Genomic DNA, 15,049 nt, shown 5'->3' on the forward strand with positions numbered 1-15,049 from the left:
CTGCCATGAGCAAGAGCACCACCGCGATTGCCGGGGCCGTGATGGCCGCGATCCTGGCCAGCGGGTGCGGCATGCAGGCCCCCGGTGTCACGGTCGTCGACCTGCAGACTGCGGAGGCGCCCTACCCATACGAGGGCACGAGGATGGTTGACGGGAAGGTGCCGGGGGCGACCATGGGGTACGTTCGTCACGAGCCGGGTCATCCGTGGTCGCCGGTCTACCTCGACATGATGGGACGGGGCTACCAGCAGGCGCTGTCGGTATTCGTCAGCGGCGGGGTCCAGATGGATCCGGACCGTCTCATGCTGACCGGTCTGGGCGGGCAGCTCGTCGACACCCTGTGGCTGGGCCGCTCCGACGAAGCGCCGTATGCCGACGTGCAGTCGATGGAGCAGGACGGGGACTCGGTGCGCGTCACGTGGGTGTCGCACGGGGCCGCCGGGGCGGGTGCGGTCGAGCACGCGGGTACGGTGCGCTACGAGGACGGGCGGCTCACCTACTCCGGGGACTGACCAGGGAGAACATGACCCGGACCGGGTCCGGCCAGAGCTTGCCCGCCGGTCGGGGTGGACAAGGCGTGTCGACTGGGAACATGGCCGGTCCGGGGCTTCGCCGCGTGGGCATAATCGGTGCGTGAACGGCGTCCTGACACAGATCTGGGGCCGGCTCGGCGCGAGCTGGCACCCCGGCCCGGCGCCCACCGAGACGTCCGTGCTCGTCGCCGTCGCAGCGGCACTGGCGGCCGTCCTCCTCGGACCGGCCTGGCGCATCCTGCGGGTCGTCGTGACGCTCGTCCACGAACTCGGGCACGCTCTCGTCGGCCTGGCCACCGGCCGCCGATTCGCCGGTTTCACCGTCAACCCCGACATGTCGGGCGCCACCACGACGAGCGGCGCCACCCGCGGCCCGGGCCTCGTCCTCACGACACTGGCCGGCTACCCGATGCCCGCCCTCGTCGGCGCCCTCATCGGGCAGGCGGCGCTGGGCGGCTACGCCCGGGCGGTGCTGATCGGGGTCGCCGCCGTCCTGTTGCTCGTGCTGCCCAGGGCGCGCTCGGCGCACACCGTGGCGGCCCTGCTCGGCACCCTCGCGGCGAGCATCGCCCTGTGGTGGTACGCCGACTCCGCGCTGGCCTCGGCCACGGTCCTCGGACTGGGCGTCTTTCTCATCGCCGGGGCATGGCGTCAACTCGTCAACGTCTCGTTGCACGGCGACCGATCCCAGGACCCCGGTGTCCTGGCCGCCCGGACCCATCTACCGGCGATGCTGTGGAATCTCGTCTTCGCCCTCGTCCTGGCGGCCGCGTCCTGGTGGCTCGGACGCGTCCTCGTGCCGCGCCTGCCGCTGCAGTGAGACCCTGCCATCTGACTGAGGTCGTACACCAACCCTGAGACGGACTCGGGGTTTAGCCCGGGGGTCGTATCGACCATGTGGATGATGCCGGGTGAGCCGGATCCCCCGTAGTTTCTGTGGCGCCGAATGAGGAAGCCACGGACGAGAAGACGAGGGGGCGGGGCATGGGCGAACCGGCACGGGCAGTGGTCGAGACCCGGGACCTCAGCAAGGTGTACCAGGTGGGCAGCCAGCCGGTGGTGGCGCTCAACCGCGTCAGCCTGTCGATCCCGGCCGGTACCTTCGCCGCGGTCGTCGGCACCTCCGGGTCGGGCAAGTCCACGCTGCTCAATATGATCGGCGGGCTCGAGAAACCGACCGCCGGCGAGGTCTGGGTGGCCGGCCACCCGCTCCACGAGTTCAGCGAGGAGGAACTGGTCTCCTTCCGCCGCGAACAGGTCGGTTTCGTCTTCCAGTCGTTCAACCTCATCCCGACGATGACGGCCGTGGAGAACGTCGCCTGGCCACTCGCCTTCCAGGGCGTGGCCAAGGCCGAGCGTCTCGCCCGGGCCGCCGCCTCGCTGCGCACCGTCGGTCTCGGCAAGCACCTCGACCACAAGCCCACCCAGATGTCGGGCGGTCAGCAGCAGCGCGTCGGCATCGCCCGGGCCCTCGTCGTGAACCCCAGGATCGTCTTCGCCGACGAGCCCACCGGCAACCTCGACTCCCACACCGCCGAGCGGACCCTCGAACTCTTCAGGCGCTTCATCGAGCGCTACCACCAGACGTGGGTGATGGTCACCCACGACCAGCACCTCGCCTCCTTCGCCGACATGATCATCCGGATCGGCGACGGATGCGTCACCGACATCGACCGCAGCGGGCCCGCGACTGGGCAGGAAGGGGCATGAGACTCATGAGACATCTGGTACGGCAGGCGCGACGCGTCGGCCTCGTCGGCGTCCTCGCCGCGGTCCTGGCGCTCCTCGCGCCGGGCCCGGCCAAGGCGGCGCCCGCCGAGGCGATGGCGCCCCGGGTGCTCCTCTCCGCCTTCGCCACGATCCCCGAGGAACCCGCGGCCGGCGAGGAGTTCACCGTCAACCTCACGCTGAAGAACGCGTCATCCACCACCGGTGTGCAGAACCTCAAGACGACCATCAGCGCCCCCGACGGCTCCCTGCTGCCGGTCGGCGGCGCCGCCTCGGTGTACACCCAGTGGATCGGGGCGGGGGCCGCCGTCGGCTACGAGCTGCGGTTCCAGTCCCTGCCGACCGCAGAGGAGGGCCCGCACCAGCTCACCCTGCACGTCGACTACGAGGAGGCGGCCGGCGGCACCGCGCTGGTCTCCGACGAGACGATGACGGTGCGCGTCAGACAGCACACCCGGGTCGAGACCTCGGAGCTGGAGCTGCAGCCGTCGAACCTGACCGTCGGCCAGGACACCAACCTCAGCTTCAGCGTGCTGAACAAGGGCAAGAACAAGCTCTACAACACCTCCGTCGCTGTCAAACCCGACCAGGCGGTCACCGCGCCGGAGCAGTTCGTCGGCACTATCGAGGCCGGCACGGCGGGGGCGGTGGACATGGTGCTGCACGCCGATGCCGCATCGAACGCCCCGGTGACCCTGGTGATCAGTTACGAGGACGCGGGCGGGACCGTCACGACGTTCGAACGGCAGGTCGAGCTGATCATCGACGAGCCGCCCACCTCGGAACCAGTCCCCGAGGAGCAGATGCAGTCCACCGGCGTGGCACTGAGCCCGCTGGCGATCGTGGTGCCGCTCGCCCTCGTGGTTGCCCTGGTCATCGTTCTCATCGTGCGCAGGCGGCGCAAGCGGGCTGCTGCTAACGCCGAGGAGTTCCTCGCCGCCCTCGACGCCGAGCCCCCGCTCATGCCCGAGGACCAGGAGTGAGCCATGCGCTGGGGCGACCTGTTCGAGATGAGCCTGTCGAGCCTGCGTCAGCGCCGCTTCCGCACGGCGCTGACCGCGCTCGGCGTGGTCATCGGCACGATGTCCGTCATCGTCATGGTCTCGCTCGGCCTGGGCATGTCGAGGGCGACGATGGAGTCCTTCGGTGAGAACTCCAGCTTCACCCGGGTGAGTGTGCTGCCCAACCAGGGGTCGACGAAGAAGTACAAGCTCGACGCGGAGACGATCAACGACCTGACCGGCAGGAACGGCGTCACCCATGTCACGCCCGTCTATGACGTGTCCATGACGGCAAGGGTCGGGACCAAGACCGGCACCATCACCGTCTCGGGCATGTCGGCCGAGCACCTGGAGCACCGGAATCTGCAGTTGTCGGAAGGCGCCCTGCCCAAACCCGGCAACGGTCTCACCTTCGCCGTGGGCGGCTCCCTGGGCACCTTCTTCGGTGAGGATCCCTATGGCGAGATGCCGGCCGACAAGAGCATCGACTTCATGGCCCAGCCGATGTTCGTCACGCCGGCGAGCGACCAGACGCGGAACGGGGCCGCCGAGGTGCCGACCTCCGACCTGCAGGGGTCGGCGGCCCAGGAGCACTCCAAGAAACTCGTCGTGCCGGTTACGGGGGTTGTTCAGAAGAGCGCGAGTGGTTACGCCGCCGAGGACACCGCCGTCTACTGCGACCTCGACGAACTCGTCAGGGCGTTGCAGCGGGCGAATCCCGGCAGGGCCCTGCCCGGCCAGCCGAGCAACACCTCCGGCGGACCCAAGGGCCCCTTCATCTACTCGCACATCGACCTCGACACCGAGAGCGTCGAACAGGCCGAGGCGCTCACCCGAGAGCTCCGCTCGGCCGGCTACACGGTGCAGAGCAATGTGGAACTCCTGCAGGAACTGCAGAGGCAGTCGGCCATCGTGCAGGGCGTGTTCGGTGGCATCGGCTTCATCTCGCTGTTCGTCGCAGCCATCGGCATCGCAAACACGATGATGATGTCGGTGTACGAACGCACCCGCCAGATCGGCATCATGAAGGTGCTCGGTGCGGCGATCCGCGACATCCGGCGGGCCTTCCTGGTGGAGGCCGCGACGATCGGTTTCCTCGGTGGCACGGCAGGGCTGCTGCTGAGCCTGCTGCTGTCGGCGGCGCTCAACGCGACCCTCGGCGTCTCCGTCGGCGCCGACATCTCGGTGATCACCCCGTGGATGGCCGTCGCCGCGGTCGTCTTCTCGACGCTCATCGGCACGGTGGCGGGGCTCATGCCCGCCCAGCGGGCGATGCGGCTGAGCCCCCTGGCCGCCCTGCGCGCCGAGTGACCAGGAGCGGCCGGGGGCTGTTTCGGTGCGTGGTCTCCGCCGTCTCCGCCGGTCGGGCGGCCCGCTCCTCCTGACGGGCCGCCCGACCGGGTTCGGGCCCGAGGGTCAGGCCTGACGGGCCTGCACTTCGTCGAGCAGCGCCCGGTAGGCGTCCTGGGCCAGGAGTGAGCCGGGCATCCGCACGAGCCGCTCCAGCGGCATCGAGGCGAACAGCTCGTAGGCGTCTGAGGACTCCATGTCCGCGACGAAGGCCTCGGCCTCGGCGCGCAGCAGCGGCCCGCCGTCCGGGTGCGCCACCCACTCGGCGTAGGTGGAGTTGTGGCGGAGCGGGGGCACGGGCTCCGGCGCGGTGACCTGCAGGGGCAGCACCGCCCCGGCATCCCTGCTGGAGAAGCCGACCTGGGCGTCGTAGGCGCCGGGTTCGACCTGCCAGGCGCTGGTGTCCTCGTCCCAGAAGGAGAGGTCTCGCCGGGTCACGGCGAACTCGAACGGCGCCGACTGTCCCGGGGCCAGGGTGATCTTCTCGTAGCCGCGCAGCTCGCGGGGCACCCGCGCGACCCGCGACCCGTCGCGCCTGCCCAGGTAGAGCTGGACGACCTGGGAGCCCTCACGGCGGCCCGTGTTCGTCAGCGTGCCGCGGACGACGGCGACGGTCTCGCCCAGGCCGGTGCCTTCGGTGACCGTCACGGCGGGATCGGCGCGCACGTCGGAGAGCTCGAACGTCGTGTACGTGAGGCCGAAACCGAACGGGTAGGCGACCTCCCGGCCCATCGCGTCCAGGCCCCGGTACCCGACGAAGACGCCCTCGCCGTAGTCGACCCGTGAACCGGAGCCGGGGAAGTTGAGCTGGGCCGGTACGTCGGCCAGTGCCAGGGGGATCGACTCGGCGAGGTGCCCGCCGGGGCAGACCCTGCCGAGCAGGACGTCTGCGGTGGCCGAGCCGCCGCCCTGGCCGCCCAGCCAGCACTCCAGCAGGGCATCGACCCTCTCGTGCCACGGCGCCACCGAGACCATCGAGCCGTTGGCCAGGACGACGACGGTGCGTGCGGCGACCGACGCAACGCGCTCGACGAGAGCGGTCTGGGCGGCCGGCAGGTCGATGCCGTCCCGGTCGTAGCCCTCGGACTCGGCCGCGGCGGGGAGCCCGGCGAAGAGAACGACCGTGGCCCCACGGGCCGCCTCGACGGCCCGGTCGGCCAGTTCGTCGTCGGTGAGTTGCTGCCCCGGCTCGCCGGCGGCCTCGGCCAGCCGGTAGCCGGGCTCGAACCGGACGGCCCCGCCAAGCCGTTCGCGCAGCGCGTCGAGCGCCGAGTCCAGCATCGTGGGATTGACCTGGCTCGACCCGGCGCCCTGGTAGCGGGGCGTGCGGGCGAACTCGCCGATCACGACGAGTGGATCCTCGGCGGTGACGTGCCCGGCGTCGAGCGGCAGGGCCGGCGAGCCGTCCACCTGCTCGTTGCGCAGCAGCACGGTGCCTGCCACGGCCGCCCGGCGGGCGAGCTCGTGGTGGGCCGCCGCGTCGTAGCCGTCGCCAGTGCCGGCGGCCTGGGCGGCGAGGATGAGCGCCACGATGCGCCGGGCGGACCGGTCGAGCACCGCCTCGTCGAGCTCCCCGGAGCGCACCGCCCGGGCGATCTGCTCGTCGGTCTCCCCGCCCGAGGCCGGCATCTCGAGGTCGAGGCCGGCGGCCAGGGCCGGCACCCGCTGGTCGACCGCACCCCAGTCGGAGACGACGAGCCCGCCGAAGCCCCAGTCCTCGCGCAGCACCGTCGTGAGCAGCCAGGGGTGCTGTGAGGCGTAGGTGCCGTTCACCTTGTTGTACGAGCACATCACCGTCCACGGGCGGGTCTGCGTGACGATCCGCTCGAAGGCCGGCAGGTAGATCTCGCGCAGCGCCCGTTCGCCGACGCGGGCGTCGACGCGCATCCGGTCGGTCTCCTGGCTGTTCGCGGCGAAGTGCTTCACGCTCGTGCCCACCCCTTGGGACTGCACGCCGCGGACCATCGCGGCCCCGGCGCGCCCGGCGACCAGGGGGTCCTCGGAGAAGTACTCGAAGTTGCGGCCGCACAGGGGCGACCGCTTCATGTTGACGCCCGGGCCGAGGATGACCGCCACGTCGGCCGCCCGCGCCTCCCGGCCGAGAGCGGCACCCACCTGTTCGAGCAGGGCGTCGTCCCACGTCGAGCCGAGGGCCGCCGCGGTGGGGAAACACGTCGCCGGCACCGCCTGACCGATGCCGAACTCGGCGCTGTCGGTCGCCTTCCGCAGCCCGTGCGGGCCGTCGGTGACCATGACGGATCCCAGGCCCAGTCGCTCGACCGTCTTGAGGTGCCAGAAGTCGGCTCCGGATGTGAGGGAGGCCTTCTCGTCGAGCGACATGGCCGCGACGAGCTCACGGGCCCGCTCGGTGAAGTCATCGGGGTGAACGGTGGTGCTCATGGCTGCTCCTTCGGCAGGGCGGATTTCATCAGGGTAGTGCCGTCCCGGTCGGCCGCCGCAGACCAGCGGACCGGGCATCGGCCGGGGTCGGGAAGAGTGGGGCCATGACCCCGTATGCGAGCTCCCCCGGAGCCGTGGAGGCGCCGGGGGAGTGCTCACTGGCCGGTCGGGGTCACTTCTTGTAGTCGAAGTCGGGGATCTCGTGCCAGCGCCGCCTGAACCAGTGGGCCGCCAGCTTCGGCTTGCGGTCGCGGGTGAAGACGCCCTTCTTGTTGCCCTGGACGCGCAGCATCGACTGGCTCGTGGCGAAGTCCGCGAAGTTCCACAGCTGCTCACCGACGACGAAGTCGAACTCGTCGAGCACCCGGCAGTTCATCGCGTAGTAGTCCACCTGGTACTCCTCGGTGTACATGACCGGGGTCGTGTCGTGCAGGCCGGCCACCGTGTCCGCCCCGAACTCGGTCATCACGACCGGCTTGCCGAGCTCGGCCCAGCCGGTCAGCTCGTCCCGGAAGGCCCGCTCGGAGACCTCCAGGTCGGGGCCGCCGAAGTACCAGCCGTAGTAGCGGTTGAGGCAGATGACATCGCTCAGCCGCGCCGAGCAGTCGGTGTGCGGGGCGTCGTTCATCTGCACCGAGACGAGCGTGCACGGCCGCTTGGCCGGGTCGAGCTCACGGGCCAGGTCGAACAGTGGTTTGAAGTACTCGTAGGCGCCCTCGGCGCCGGAGTCCGGCTCGTTCGCGATGCTCCAGAGCACGACGCAGGCGTGGTTCTTGTCGCGGGCGATGAGGTCGCGGATGACCTCGCGATGCGCCTGCGCCGTCCGGACGCCGCGCTCGGGGTCGAAGGTCTCGATGCGTTCGCCGCCGAAATTGGCGCCGCCGCCGAACTTCAGGTTGATGCCGACGGCCGTGGTCTCGTCGATGACGACGATGCCCTCGGCGTCGCACTGGCGCATCATCTCCTCCGAGTACGGGTAGTGGCTCGTGCGGAAGCTGTTGGCGCCCTGCCAGCCCATGATCGCGATGTCGCGGGTGTTCATCGGCAGGTTGATGCCGCGGCCGGCCGGGAAGGTGTCCTCGTGCTTGCCGTAGCCCTTGAAGTAGAAGGGCCGTTCGTTGATGAGGAATTTCGTGCCGTCGACGCGAACCGTGCGGATGCCGAAGGGCTCGGTGTAGACGTCCTCGCCGAACCGCACCCGCACCTGGTACAGGTGGCCGGCGCCCGGCTGCCACAGCGTCGGGTTGGCGACCGTGAGCCGGCCGCTCGTGCCGGAGGACTCGTCGATCCGCGTGCCGTCGGCGTCGAGCAGCTCGACGGAGCACGCCCCGTCGCCGACCGTGGTGACCTGGTAGTTCACGGTGGCCCTGGCCGCCGTGCCCGCCTCGGCGTCGATGCCCTCGACGTCGCTGGTCAGGGCGATGTCGGCGATGTAGGACCGGGGCGTGGTGCAGAGCCGGACCGGGCGAGTGATACCGCAGTAGTTGAAGAAGTCGAAGTTGGGGTGGTTCTGCTTCTTGGCCTGCTCGGGGGCCTCGGCGATACCGCCCATCATGCCGCCGAGCATGTCACCTTTGCCGCCCACCGGCAGCGTCGTGTAGTCGATGACGTTGTCGACGGCGATGGTCAGCAGGTTCTCGCCCTCATCCAGGTGCCCGTCCAGTTCGACCTCGAACGGCAGGAAGCCGCCGTGGTGCTCGGCGACGAGTTCACCGTTCAGGTACACCCGCGCGTGGTGGGTGACTGCGTCGGCGCGCAGCACGACGCGCTGGTCGCGCAGGGCGGCCGGCACCGAGATCGTGCGCTGGTAGAAGACCCAGCCGTAGTGGTCACGGAAGTCGATGCCCTCCTTCAGGTCGTTGTAGGAGGCCGGCACCGGCATGGTCATGGCATCGGCGAGAGGGGCGGCGTACCACTTCTCGTCGAAGCCGGTGCCGTCGTCGAGCTTGAAGTCCCAGACGCCGCCGAGGTCGACGACCACGCGGGAGTCGGTCATTGTCGGGTAGAGCATTCTCCTCGTCTCCGTTCGATTGTGCTGAGGATGGGCTGAGGCGCCCCGCGGTGCCGGCCGTGGCCGGCTCACCGCGGGGCGCCGGAGGGGGTTGGTCAGGCCTTGGCCTCGCGCTGGGCGGCAAGCTGGGCGGCGTTGGCGTCCACGCGCTTCTTGTTCAGCGGGTACAGGAACCACAGGGCGAAGAAGAGCAGGGCGAAGGAGACGCCGGGCACCAGGCAGGTGATGTTGTAGATGCCGTCGGTGACCTCGGGGGTGAAGCCGGTCTCCGCCTTGTAGCCCACGACCGACAACAGGATGCCGGTCAGGCCGGCAGATCCGGCCTGACCGAGCTTGCGGGCCCACGAGTAGGTGGCGTACACGGTGCCGTCCTGGCGGTCGCCGAAACGCACCTCGGTGTCGTCGATGACGTCGATGATCATGGCCCAGCAGATGAGCGAGAAGGAGGCCACACCGAGCCAGGCGAAGACGTAGAAGGCGATCCAGACTCGGACGTCATGGGTGTGGGCGAAGAAGGCGGCGAACAGGGCCACGGCGGAGATGGCGATGGTCACCATGGAGATCTCCTTCTTGCCGAACCTGCGGGCCAGGGCCGGCGTGAAGACCGACAGCACCAGCGTGATCGCGGCGCCGATGAAGGTGATGTACGAGAGCATCGAGGGGCTGTTGAAGTAGTTCGGGTAGATGTAGTTGCCCATGTTGCCCAGCGAGAGCTGGCCGACGAGCAGCAGCAGCGCGCAGACGACGATGCCGATGAGCGCGCGGTTGGTGAACAGGTACTTCAGCAGGTAGGTGAGGGAGAACTTCTGGGTCGTCTTCTCCAGCTTCACCCGCTCGGTGCTCATCTGGTAGCAGATGAGGTAGCAGCCCACGGCCAGCACGGAGCAGAACACCGAGGCCCACATCATCTTGGTGCCGTCCAGGATCGAATCGCCGGCCTCGTTCCGGTAGTAGACGAACAGGGGCAGCGCGACGCCGATGACGACCTGGCCGATGGTGGCGCCGATGCCTCGCCAGGTGGACAGGGCGGTGCGGTCGTCGGGGTTGTCGGAGATCGCCGAAGCCATCGAGCCGTAGGGGATGTTGATGCTCGTGTAGCAGACCGAGCCCCACAGCAGGTAGCTGAAGAACATCCAGAAGATCTTGAAGCCCATCGGCATGTCCTGGAACCACACGGCGAAGCAGAGCACCGAGGCCACGGCCACCGGGGCGCACATGCGGCGCAGCCAAGGGGCGAACTTGCCCTTGGCGGTCGGCCTGCTGCGGTCGATGATCTGGCCCATCGTCACGTCGGTGAACGCGTCGACGATGCGGCAGGCCATCATCATGGTTCCGACCAGGGCAGCCGAGACGCCCATGACATCGGTGTAGAACTTCATGAGGAACATGGCCGACAGCACGAAGGTGAGGTCGTTGCCGAAGTCGCCGAACGCGTACCCGATCTTGTCCCGCCAGCCGAATGGCCTGACCCGCGTTGGTCCGGTCTGGACAACACTGCTCATGTGAGTGCCCTTCTGTTGCAGGGGCGGTGCCGGCGCGTGGCATCACTGCTCACGTGTCCGGTGCCCCGAACGATGTGGTGGTTCTGGCTCCAGGAGACGCGAACGATGCGTTCCCGCCTGGCCGGTGCGGGGGCCGCGCCGGGAACAGGCTCCAGTGACCCCAACTCTCGGGGTTCGGGCTGGGCGAACGCAAACACCCCTGGCAACAGTTGCCAAGGGTGGGGCGTGGATTGTTGCAGTTCTTGCCAGATTTTTCGGCTCAGCCAGTGGCGGGTGAGAATGATCCCCGTGGGTGGGGCGACGGAGCGGAGAAAGGGCACTTTCTACGGGCTGGCCTGCTACATCCTGTGGGGCTTCTTCCCGCTGTACTTCCACCTCGTACGGCGCACCAACGCGTTCGAGATCATCGCCGACCGGCTCGTCTTCGCGTTCCTCTTCTGTCTGCTCCTCATCTCGCTGCTGCACGGCTGGCGGGTGATCGGGGCGATCTGGTCGCAGCGGGGGCTGGCGGCCTCGCTGGCGCTGTCCGGTGTCCTCATCACCGCCAACTGGACGATCTACGTCTGGGGAGTCACCACGGGCCACGCCATCGATGCGGCCCTCGGCTACTTCATCAACCCGCTGCTGTCCACGCTCATCGGTGTCGTGGGCCTCCACGAGCGGCTGCGCAGACCGCAGGTCGTGGCCTTCGGTTTCGGCGCCCTGGCCGTCGTGGCGCTCATCGTCGGTTACGGCAAGGTGCCGTGGGTGGCTCTGGGCGTCTCGACGAGTTTCGCGTTCTACACGCTGGTGAAGAACCGCCAGGGCTCCCACGTGAGGCCCCTGCCCGGCCTGCTCAGCGAAACCGCGGCCGTCGTCCCCGCGGCCGTCGCCTACATGGTCTGGTCCGCCCGCCGCGGGACGCTCACCACGGACCTGACCACGCCCTACGGATGGCTGCTCGCCCTCGCCGGCCCGATGACGGCCGTCCCGCTCCTGCTGTTCGCCGCTGCCGCGGCACGGGTCACGATGACGACGATCGGCGTGCTGCAGTACATCTCACCGCTCATGCAGTTCCTCGTCGGGTGGCTCATCCTCGGCGAGCAGATGCCCGCTGCCCGCTGGGTCGGGTTCGTCATCATCTGGATCGCGGTGCTCATCTTCCTGTGCGACACCGTCCGGGTGGCGCGGCAGGGCCGGCACATGCCCGGGTGACCCCGGAGGGAGCCACCCGGGCGGTCAGGGCCGTTCGGGGCCGGTCCGGTCGGGGGTTCTCGTCGCCGGCGGGATCGGGGGACGGGAACGGTAGGCGCCCGGGGCGTCGACGATCACGCCGGTGCCCGCGGCCTTGACGAGTTCCCTGGGGGCGAGCCAGCGGGCCAGGTGGTAGACGCCGACGGTGACGATCGTGCCGAGCGCGATACCGCCGAGGGTGAAGTCGTCGCCGAAGCTCAGCGAGACGTCACCGATGCCGATGATGAGGCCGGCCGCCACCGGGACGAGATTGAGCGGGTTGCCGAAGTCGACCCGGTTCTCCTTCCAGATCTTCGCGCCGAGCAGCCCGATCATGCCGTACAGCACGACGCAGATGCCGCCCAGGACGCCCGAGGGCGTGGCCGAGATGATGGCGCCGAACTTGGGGCTGAAACCGAACAGGATCGCGACGAGTGCCGCCACCACGTAGGCGGCCGTCGAGTAGACGCGTGTCGCGGCCATGACGCCGATGTTCTCCGCGTAGGTCGTCGTCGGGCCCGCCCCGGCCAGGGTGGCCAGCATCGAGGTGGCGCCGTCGGTCGCGATGGCCCTGCCCATCTGGTGATCGAGGTTGCGGCCGGTCATCTCCGCCACCGCCTTCACGTGGCCGGTGTTCTCGGCGATGAGAGCGATGACGACGGGCAGGGCGAGCAGGATGAAGGCCAGGTGGAACATGGGCAGGTGGAAGCCCACGACATTCGTCGAGGCGTAGCTGCCCGCCCCGTCCGGCCCGATGACGTAGCTCCAGCTGTCCAGGTCGGTGACCGGCGGCAGGCCGATCCAGTCGGCCGAGGCGACGCCCGACCAGTCGACGCGCGGCGCGATGGTGCCGTCCGGCTGGGTGATGGGCCCGAGCACCAGGTCCTCGAGCCAGCTCAGTACGTAGCCGAAGACCATGGCCACGAAGATCGCCACCCGCGACAGGAAGCCCCGCGGCGCCACCGAGAGCACCACGACGACGATCATCGTGACCAGCGCCGTCCACTGGTCCTTGGGCCAGTAGGACTGGGCGACGGTCGGCGCGAGGTTGAAGCCGATGAGCATGACGACGGCGCCGGTGACGACCGGCGGCAGGATGCGTCCGATGACCCGGGAGCCGGCGAAGTGGATGATGAGACCGCACATGAACAGCGTCAGGCCGACGCAGAACAGGGCGCCCGAGACGTCACTGGGCGTGCCGCCGGCGGCATAGATCGCGGTGGCGACGCCGGGGAAGGCCGCCGAGGACCCCAGGTAGCTGGGCACCTCGTGCTTGGTGACGATGATGAAGACGAGGGTCGAGACGCCGCTCATCATCACGGCGAGCTGAGGGTTCAGGCCCATCAGGAGCGGGAACACGAAGGTGGCGCCGAACATGGCCACCACGTGCTGGGCGCCGAGACCGATCGTCTTGCCCCAGCCGAGCCGCTCGTCCGGGGCCACGACCTCGCCGGGTCCCAGTTCGCCGTTGTTGTGCAGTTTCCAGATCACTGCTCACCCTCTTCCCTGTGCAACCGGTCCGTACGCGACGGTGCCGCCCCGGTCGCGTGCCATGGGCGGCGCCGGCCGGGCGCGGCCCGCAACAGTGTAGGGGACCCGTAGCAGCTCCGGGCGCGAGCCCTCAGCGGCGGGACGGCGCCGGCTGCCGGGCGTGACGGGCGTCGGCGGCCGGGGCGGTCAGATCCAGGTGCTGAACCACATGCGCATGAGCCACTGGCGCCTGGTCATCAGGGCGTCGGTGAGGATCGGGTAGATGAAGATGAAGTTCGCCACGATGAGCACTGTCGCCGCAGTGGCGATGAACGCGCCCCGGCGGCGTCTGAGCGGCGGGGCGTCCGCCGGCCCGAGGATGCGCCCGAGCACCAGGGCCAGCACGGTGGCGGTGAACGGGATGAGCATGATCGCGTAGAAGAAGAACGTGGGGCGATCCGAGCTGGGGAACCACATCAGCCAGGTGGCCGCGGCGGCGACGATCGGCACGCAGTAGTTCCACTGGCGCCCCCCGATCCAGAAGAACAGGCCTGCGATGACGGCCAGGCACGCGAACCACCACAGGAAGGGGGTGCCGGCGCCGGAGATGACCCGCAGGCAGGTGTCGTCGACCGCGGTGCAGCCGTCCTCGCCGGGCTGGATGCCGTTGACCGCATCGATGCCGATGACGCGCGCCATGATCGGCCAGCCGGCCGGTTTCGCGTCGTACGTGTGGGTCTGCTCGGCGATCCAGTCACCGGTGTGGAAGGCGTAGATGTCGTAGTGGTAGTGCACCAGGCTGCCGAGGGCCGGGCCCAGCGCCCTGGTGAGGAGGTCGTCCGGGTGCTGGGCGCCCCACTGGCGGTCGTAGCCTCCGTCGGTGAGCAGCCAGCTCGTCCACGTCGCCACGTAGACGACGAGCGCCCCGACGACGAGATAGCAGAAGGCTGCCAGACCGTCGCGCACCAGACTGCGGACCGCCGAACGGCCCGCGCCGGCCATCAGGCGTGCCCGGTAGTCGTGGACGAGGCTGAGGATGCCGAAGACGGCGAGGACGTACACGGCGTTCCACTTGCAGCCGCAGGCCGCACCGAAGAGCAGGCCGCTCGCCAGCCGCCAGGGCCGCCACAGCAGCAGCGGGCCGTACCCGCCTCCCAGGTTGAGCAGGTTGTTGGCACGCAGATGATCGGCCAGCCTGTGCCGGAACCAGTCGCGGTCGGCTAGCCAGCAGCCGACCGCCGCGACGGTGAAGAAGGCCTCGAAGATGTCGAGCAGCGCGATGCGGCTCAGCACGAAGCTCAGGCCGTCGACGGTGATGAACAGGCCAGCCATGGCACCCACCAGCGTGGACCGGCCCAGCCGGCGGGCCATGCGTACGACGGCGCCGATCAGCAGGCAGCCGAAGACCAGGGAGGCGAACCGCCACCCGAAGGGCGTCATGCCGAACAGCTGCTCGCCGCTCGCGATGAGCCACTTGCCGAGCTGGGGGTGCACGATGAACGAGGGCGTGCTCGACCAGCCGTCCACGACCCCTGCGGCGATCTGGTCGTTGGCGTCCTGCCCCCAGGTGCCCTCATAGCCCAGGTGCAGCAGCGTCCAGGCGTCCTTGGCGTAGTAGGTCTCGTCGAACTCGATGTACGCCGGTCGCCCGATGTTGACGACACGGATGGCGAAGCCGAGGGCGACCAGGACAACGGTCACCAGCCAGCTCCGCGCCTCGTCGAGTGCGAGGACGGCTGCCTCGTCCAGGCGTTCGATGGTGGAGGGCAGCACCGGGCGCAGGCCATCGCCGTGCCGGGGGGTGCTCGCCATGGCCGGGACCGGGAGTGAACTCACACGCTC

At 69.4% G+C, this 15,049-nt stretch carries 11 protein-coding genes; 6 read left to right on the top strand and 5 right to left on the bottom strand.

What is annotated here, in order from left to right:
* The first annotated feature begins 5 nt into the window (after positions 1-5).
* From PROPJV5_RS12730 to PROPJV5_RS07120, 5 genes are all read left to right on the top strand, one after another.
* The gene (locus PROPJV5_RS12730) at positions 6-512 is read left to right on the top strand and encodes a hypothetical protein (protein ID WP_220474380.1); all 507 of its coding nucleotides are present in this window, start codon (positions 6-8) and stop codon (positions 510-512) included.
* A gap of 121 nt (positions 513-633) precedes the next feature.
* Positions 634-1,353, top strand: a complete 720-nt coding sequence (locus PROPJV5_RS07105) for a M50 family metallopeptidase (protein ID WP_220474381.1) — start codon at positions 634-636, stop codon at positions 1,351-1,353.
* A 164-nt stretch (positions 1,354-1,517) separates the two neighbouring features.
* Positions 1,518-2,243, top strand: a complete 726-nt coding sequence (locus PROPJV5_RS07110; RefSeq protein ID WP_119715662.1) for an ABC transporter ATP-binding protein — start codon at positions 1,518-1,520, stop codon at positions 2,241-2,243.
* Positions 2,240-3,244, top strand: coding sequence for a COG1361 family protein (locus PROPJV5_RS07115; protein ID WP_147385385.1), 1,005 nt, complete (start codon positions 2,240-2,242; stop codon positions 3,242-3,244). Before PROPJV5_RS07110 ends, PROPJV5_RS07115 begins: the two co-directional genes overlap by 4 nt.
* A 3-nt stretch (positions 3,245-3,247) precedes the next feature.
* Positions 3,248-4,573, top strand: a complete 1,326-nt coding sequence (locus PROPJV5_RS07120; RefSeq protein WP_119715664.1) for an ABC transporter permease — start codon at positions 3,248-3,250, stop codon at positions 4,571-4,573.
* Between the two features lie 105 nt (positions 4,574-4,678).
* Here PROPJV5_RS07120 and PROPJV5_RS07125 read toward each other — a convergent pair whose 3' ends face one another.
* From PROPJV5_RS07125 to PROPJV5_RS07135, 3 genes are all read right to left on the bottom strand, one after another.
* Positions 4,679-7,012, bottom strand: a complete 2,334-nt coding sequence (locus tag PROPJV5_RS07125) for a glycoside hydrolase family 3 C-terminal domain-containing protein (protein WP_119715665.1) — start codon at positions 7,010-7,012, stop codon at positions 4,679-4,681.
* A gap of 172 nt (positions 7,013-7,184) precedes the next feature.
* The gene (uidA, locus tag PROPJV5_RS07130) at positions 7,185-9,023 is read right to left on the bottom strand and encodes a beta-glucuronidase (protein WP_119715666.1); all 1,839 of its coding nucleotides are present in this window, start codon (positions 9,021-9,023) and stop codon (positions 7,185-7,187) included.
* A 95-nt stretch (positions 9,024-9,118) separates the two neighbouring features.
* Positions 9,119-10,525 (bottom strand): MFS transporter, encoded by a 1,407-nt coding sequence (locus tag PROPJV5_RS07135; protein WP_119715667.1) that lies wholly within the window; start codon positions 10,523-10,525, stop codon positions 9,119-9,121.
* A gap of 288 nt (positions 10,526-10,813) precedes the next feature.
* Here PROPJV5_RS07135 and rarD point away from each other — a divergent pair, with 288 nt between their 5' ends.
* Positions 10,814-11,719: an EamA family transporter RarD gene (gene rarD / locus PROPJV5_RS07140; protein WP_239018425.1), complete on the top strand. Its 906-nt coding sequence runs from the start codon at positions 10,814-10,816 to the stop codon at positions 11,717-11,719.
* A 24-nt stretch (positions 11,720-11,743) separates the two neighbouring features.
* Here the strand turns inward: rarD and PROPJV5_RS07145 are convergent, their stop codons facing one another.
* Both PROPJV5_RS07145 and PROPJV5_RS07150 read right to left on the bottom strand, forming a co-directional pair.
* Positions 11,744-13,228, bottom strand: a complete 1,485-nt coding sequence (locus PROPJV5_RS07145; protein WP_119715669.1) for a uracil-xanthine permease family protein — start codon at positions 13,226-13,228, stop codon at positions 11,744-11,746.
* Between the two features lie 186 nt (positions 13,229-13,414).
* Positions 13,415-15,019 carry a dolichyl-phosphate-mannose--protein mannosyltransferase gene (locus tag PROPJV5_RS07150; RefSeq protein WP_119715829.1) on the bottom strand — a complete coding sequence of 535 codons (1,605 nt, stop codon included), beginning with the start codon at positions 15,017-15,019 and terminating at the stop codon, positions 13,415-13,417.
* Positions 15,020-15,049 lie beyond the last annotated feature (30 nt).

Source organism: Propionibacterium ruminifibrarum, from assembly GCF_900289195.1.
Lineage (GTDB): Bacteria > Actinomycetota > Actinomycetes > Propionibacteriales > Propionibacteriaceae > Propionibacterium > Propionibacterium ruminifibrarum.

Excerpts from the sequence above, each read along its gene's own strand:
- PROPJV5_RS12730 (WP_220474380.1), top strand. The coding sequence starts at position 6 with ATGAGCAAGAGCACCACCGCGATTGCCGGGGCCGTGATGGCCGCGATC.
- PROPJV5_RS07110 (WP_119715662.1), top strand. The coding sequence starts at position 1,518 with ATGGGCGAACCGGCACGGGCAGTGGTCGAGACCCGGGACCTCAGCAAG.
- PROPJV5_RS07115 (WP_147385385.1), top strand. The coding sequence starts at position 2,240 with ATGAGACTCATGAGACATCTGGTACGGCAGGCGCGACGCGTCGGCCTC.
- PROPJV5_RS07120 (WP_119715664.1), top strand. The coding sequence starts at position 3,248 with ATGCGCTGGGGCGACCTGTTCGAGATGAGCCTGTCGAGCCTGCGTCAG.
- PROPJV5_RS07125 (WP_119715665.1), bottom strand. The coding sequence starts at position 7,012 with ATGAGCACCACCGTTCACCCCGATGACTTCACCGAGCGGGCCCGTGAG.
- uidA (WP_119715666.1), bottom strand. The coding sequence starts at position 9,023 with ATGCTCTACCCGACAATGACCGACTCCCGCGTGGTCGTCGACCTCGGC.
- PROPJV5_RS07135 (WP_119715667.1), bottom strand. The coding sequence starts at position 10,525 with ATGAGCAGTGTTGTCCAGACCGGACCAACGCGGGTCAGGCCATTCGGC.
- PROPJV5_RS07150 (WP_119715829.1), bottom strand. The coding sequence starts at position 15,019 with ATGGCGAGCACCCCCCGGCACGGCGATGGCCTGCGCCCGGTGCTGCCC.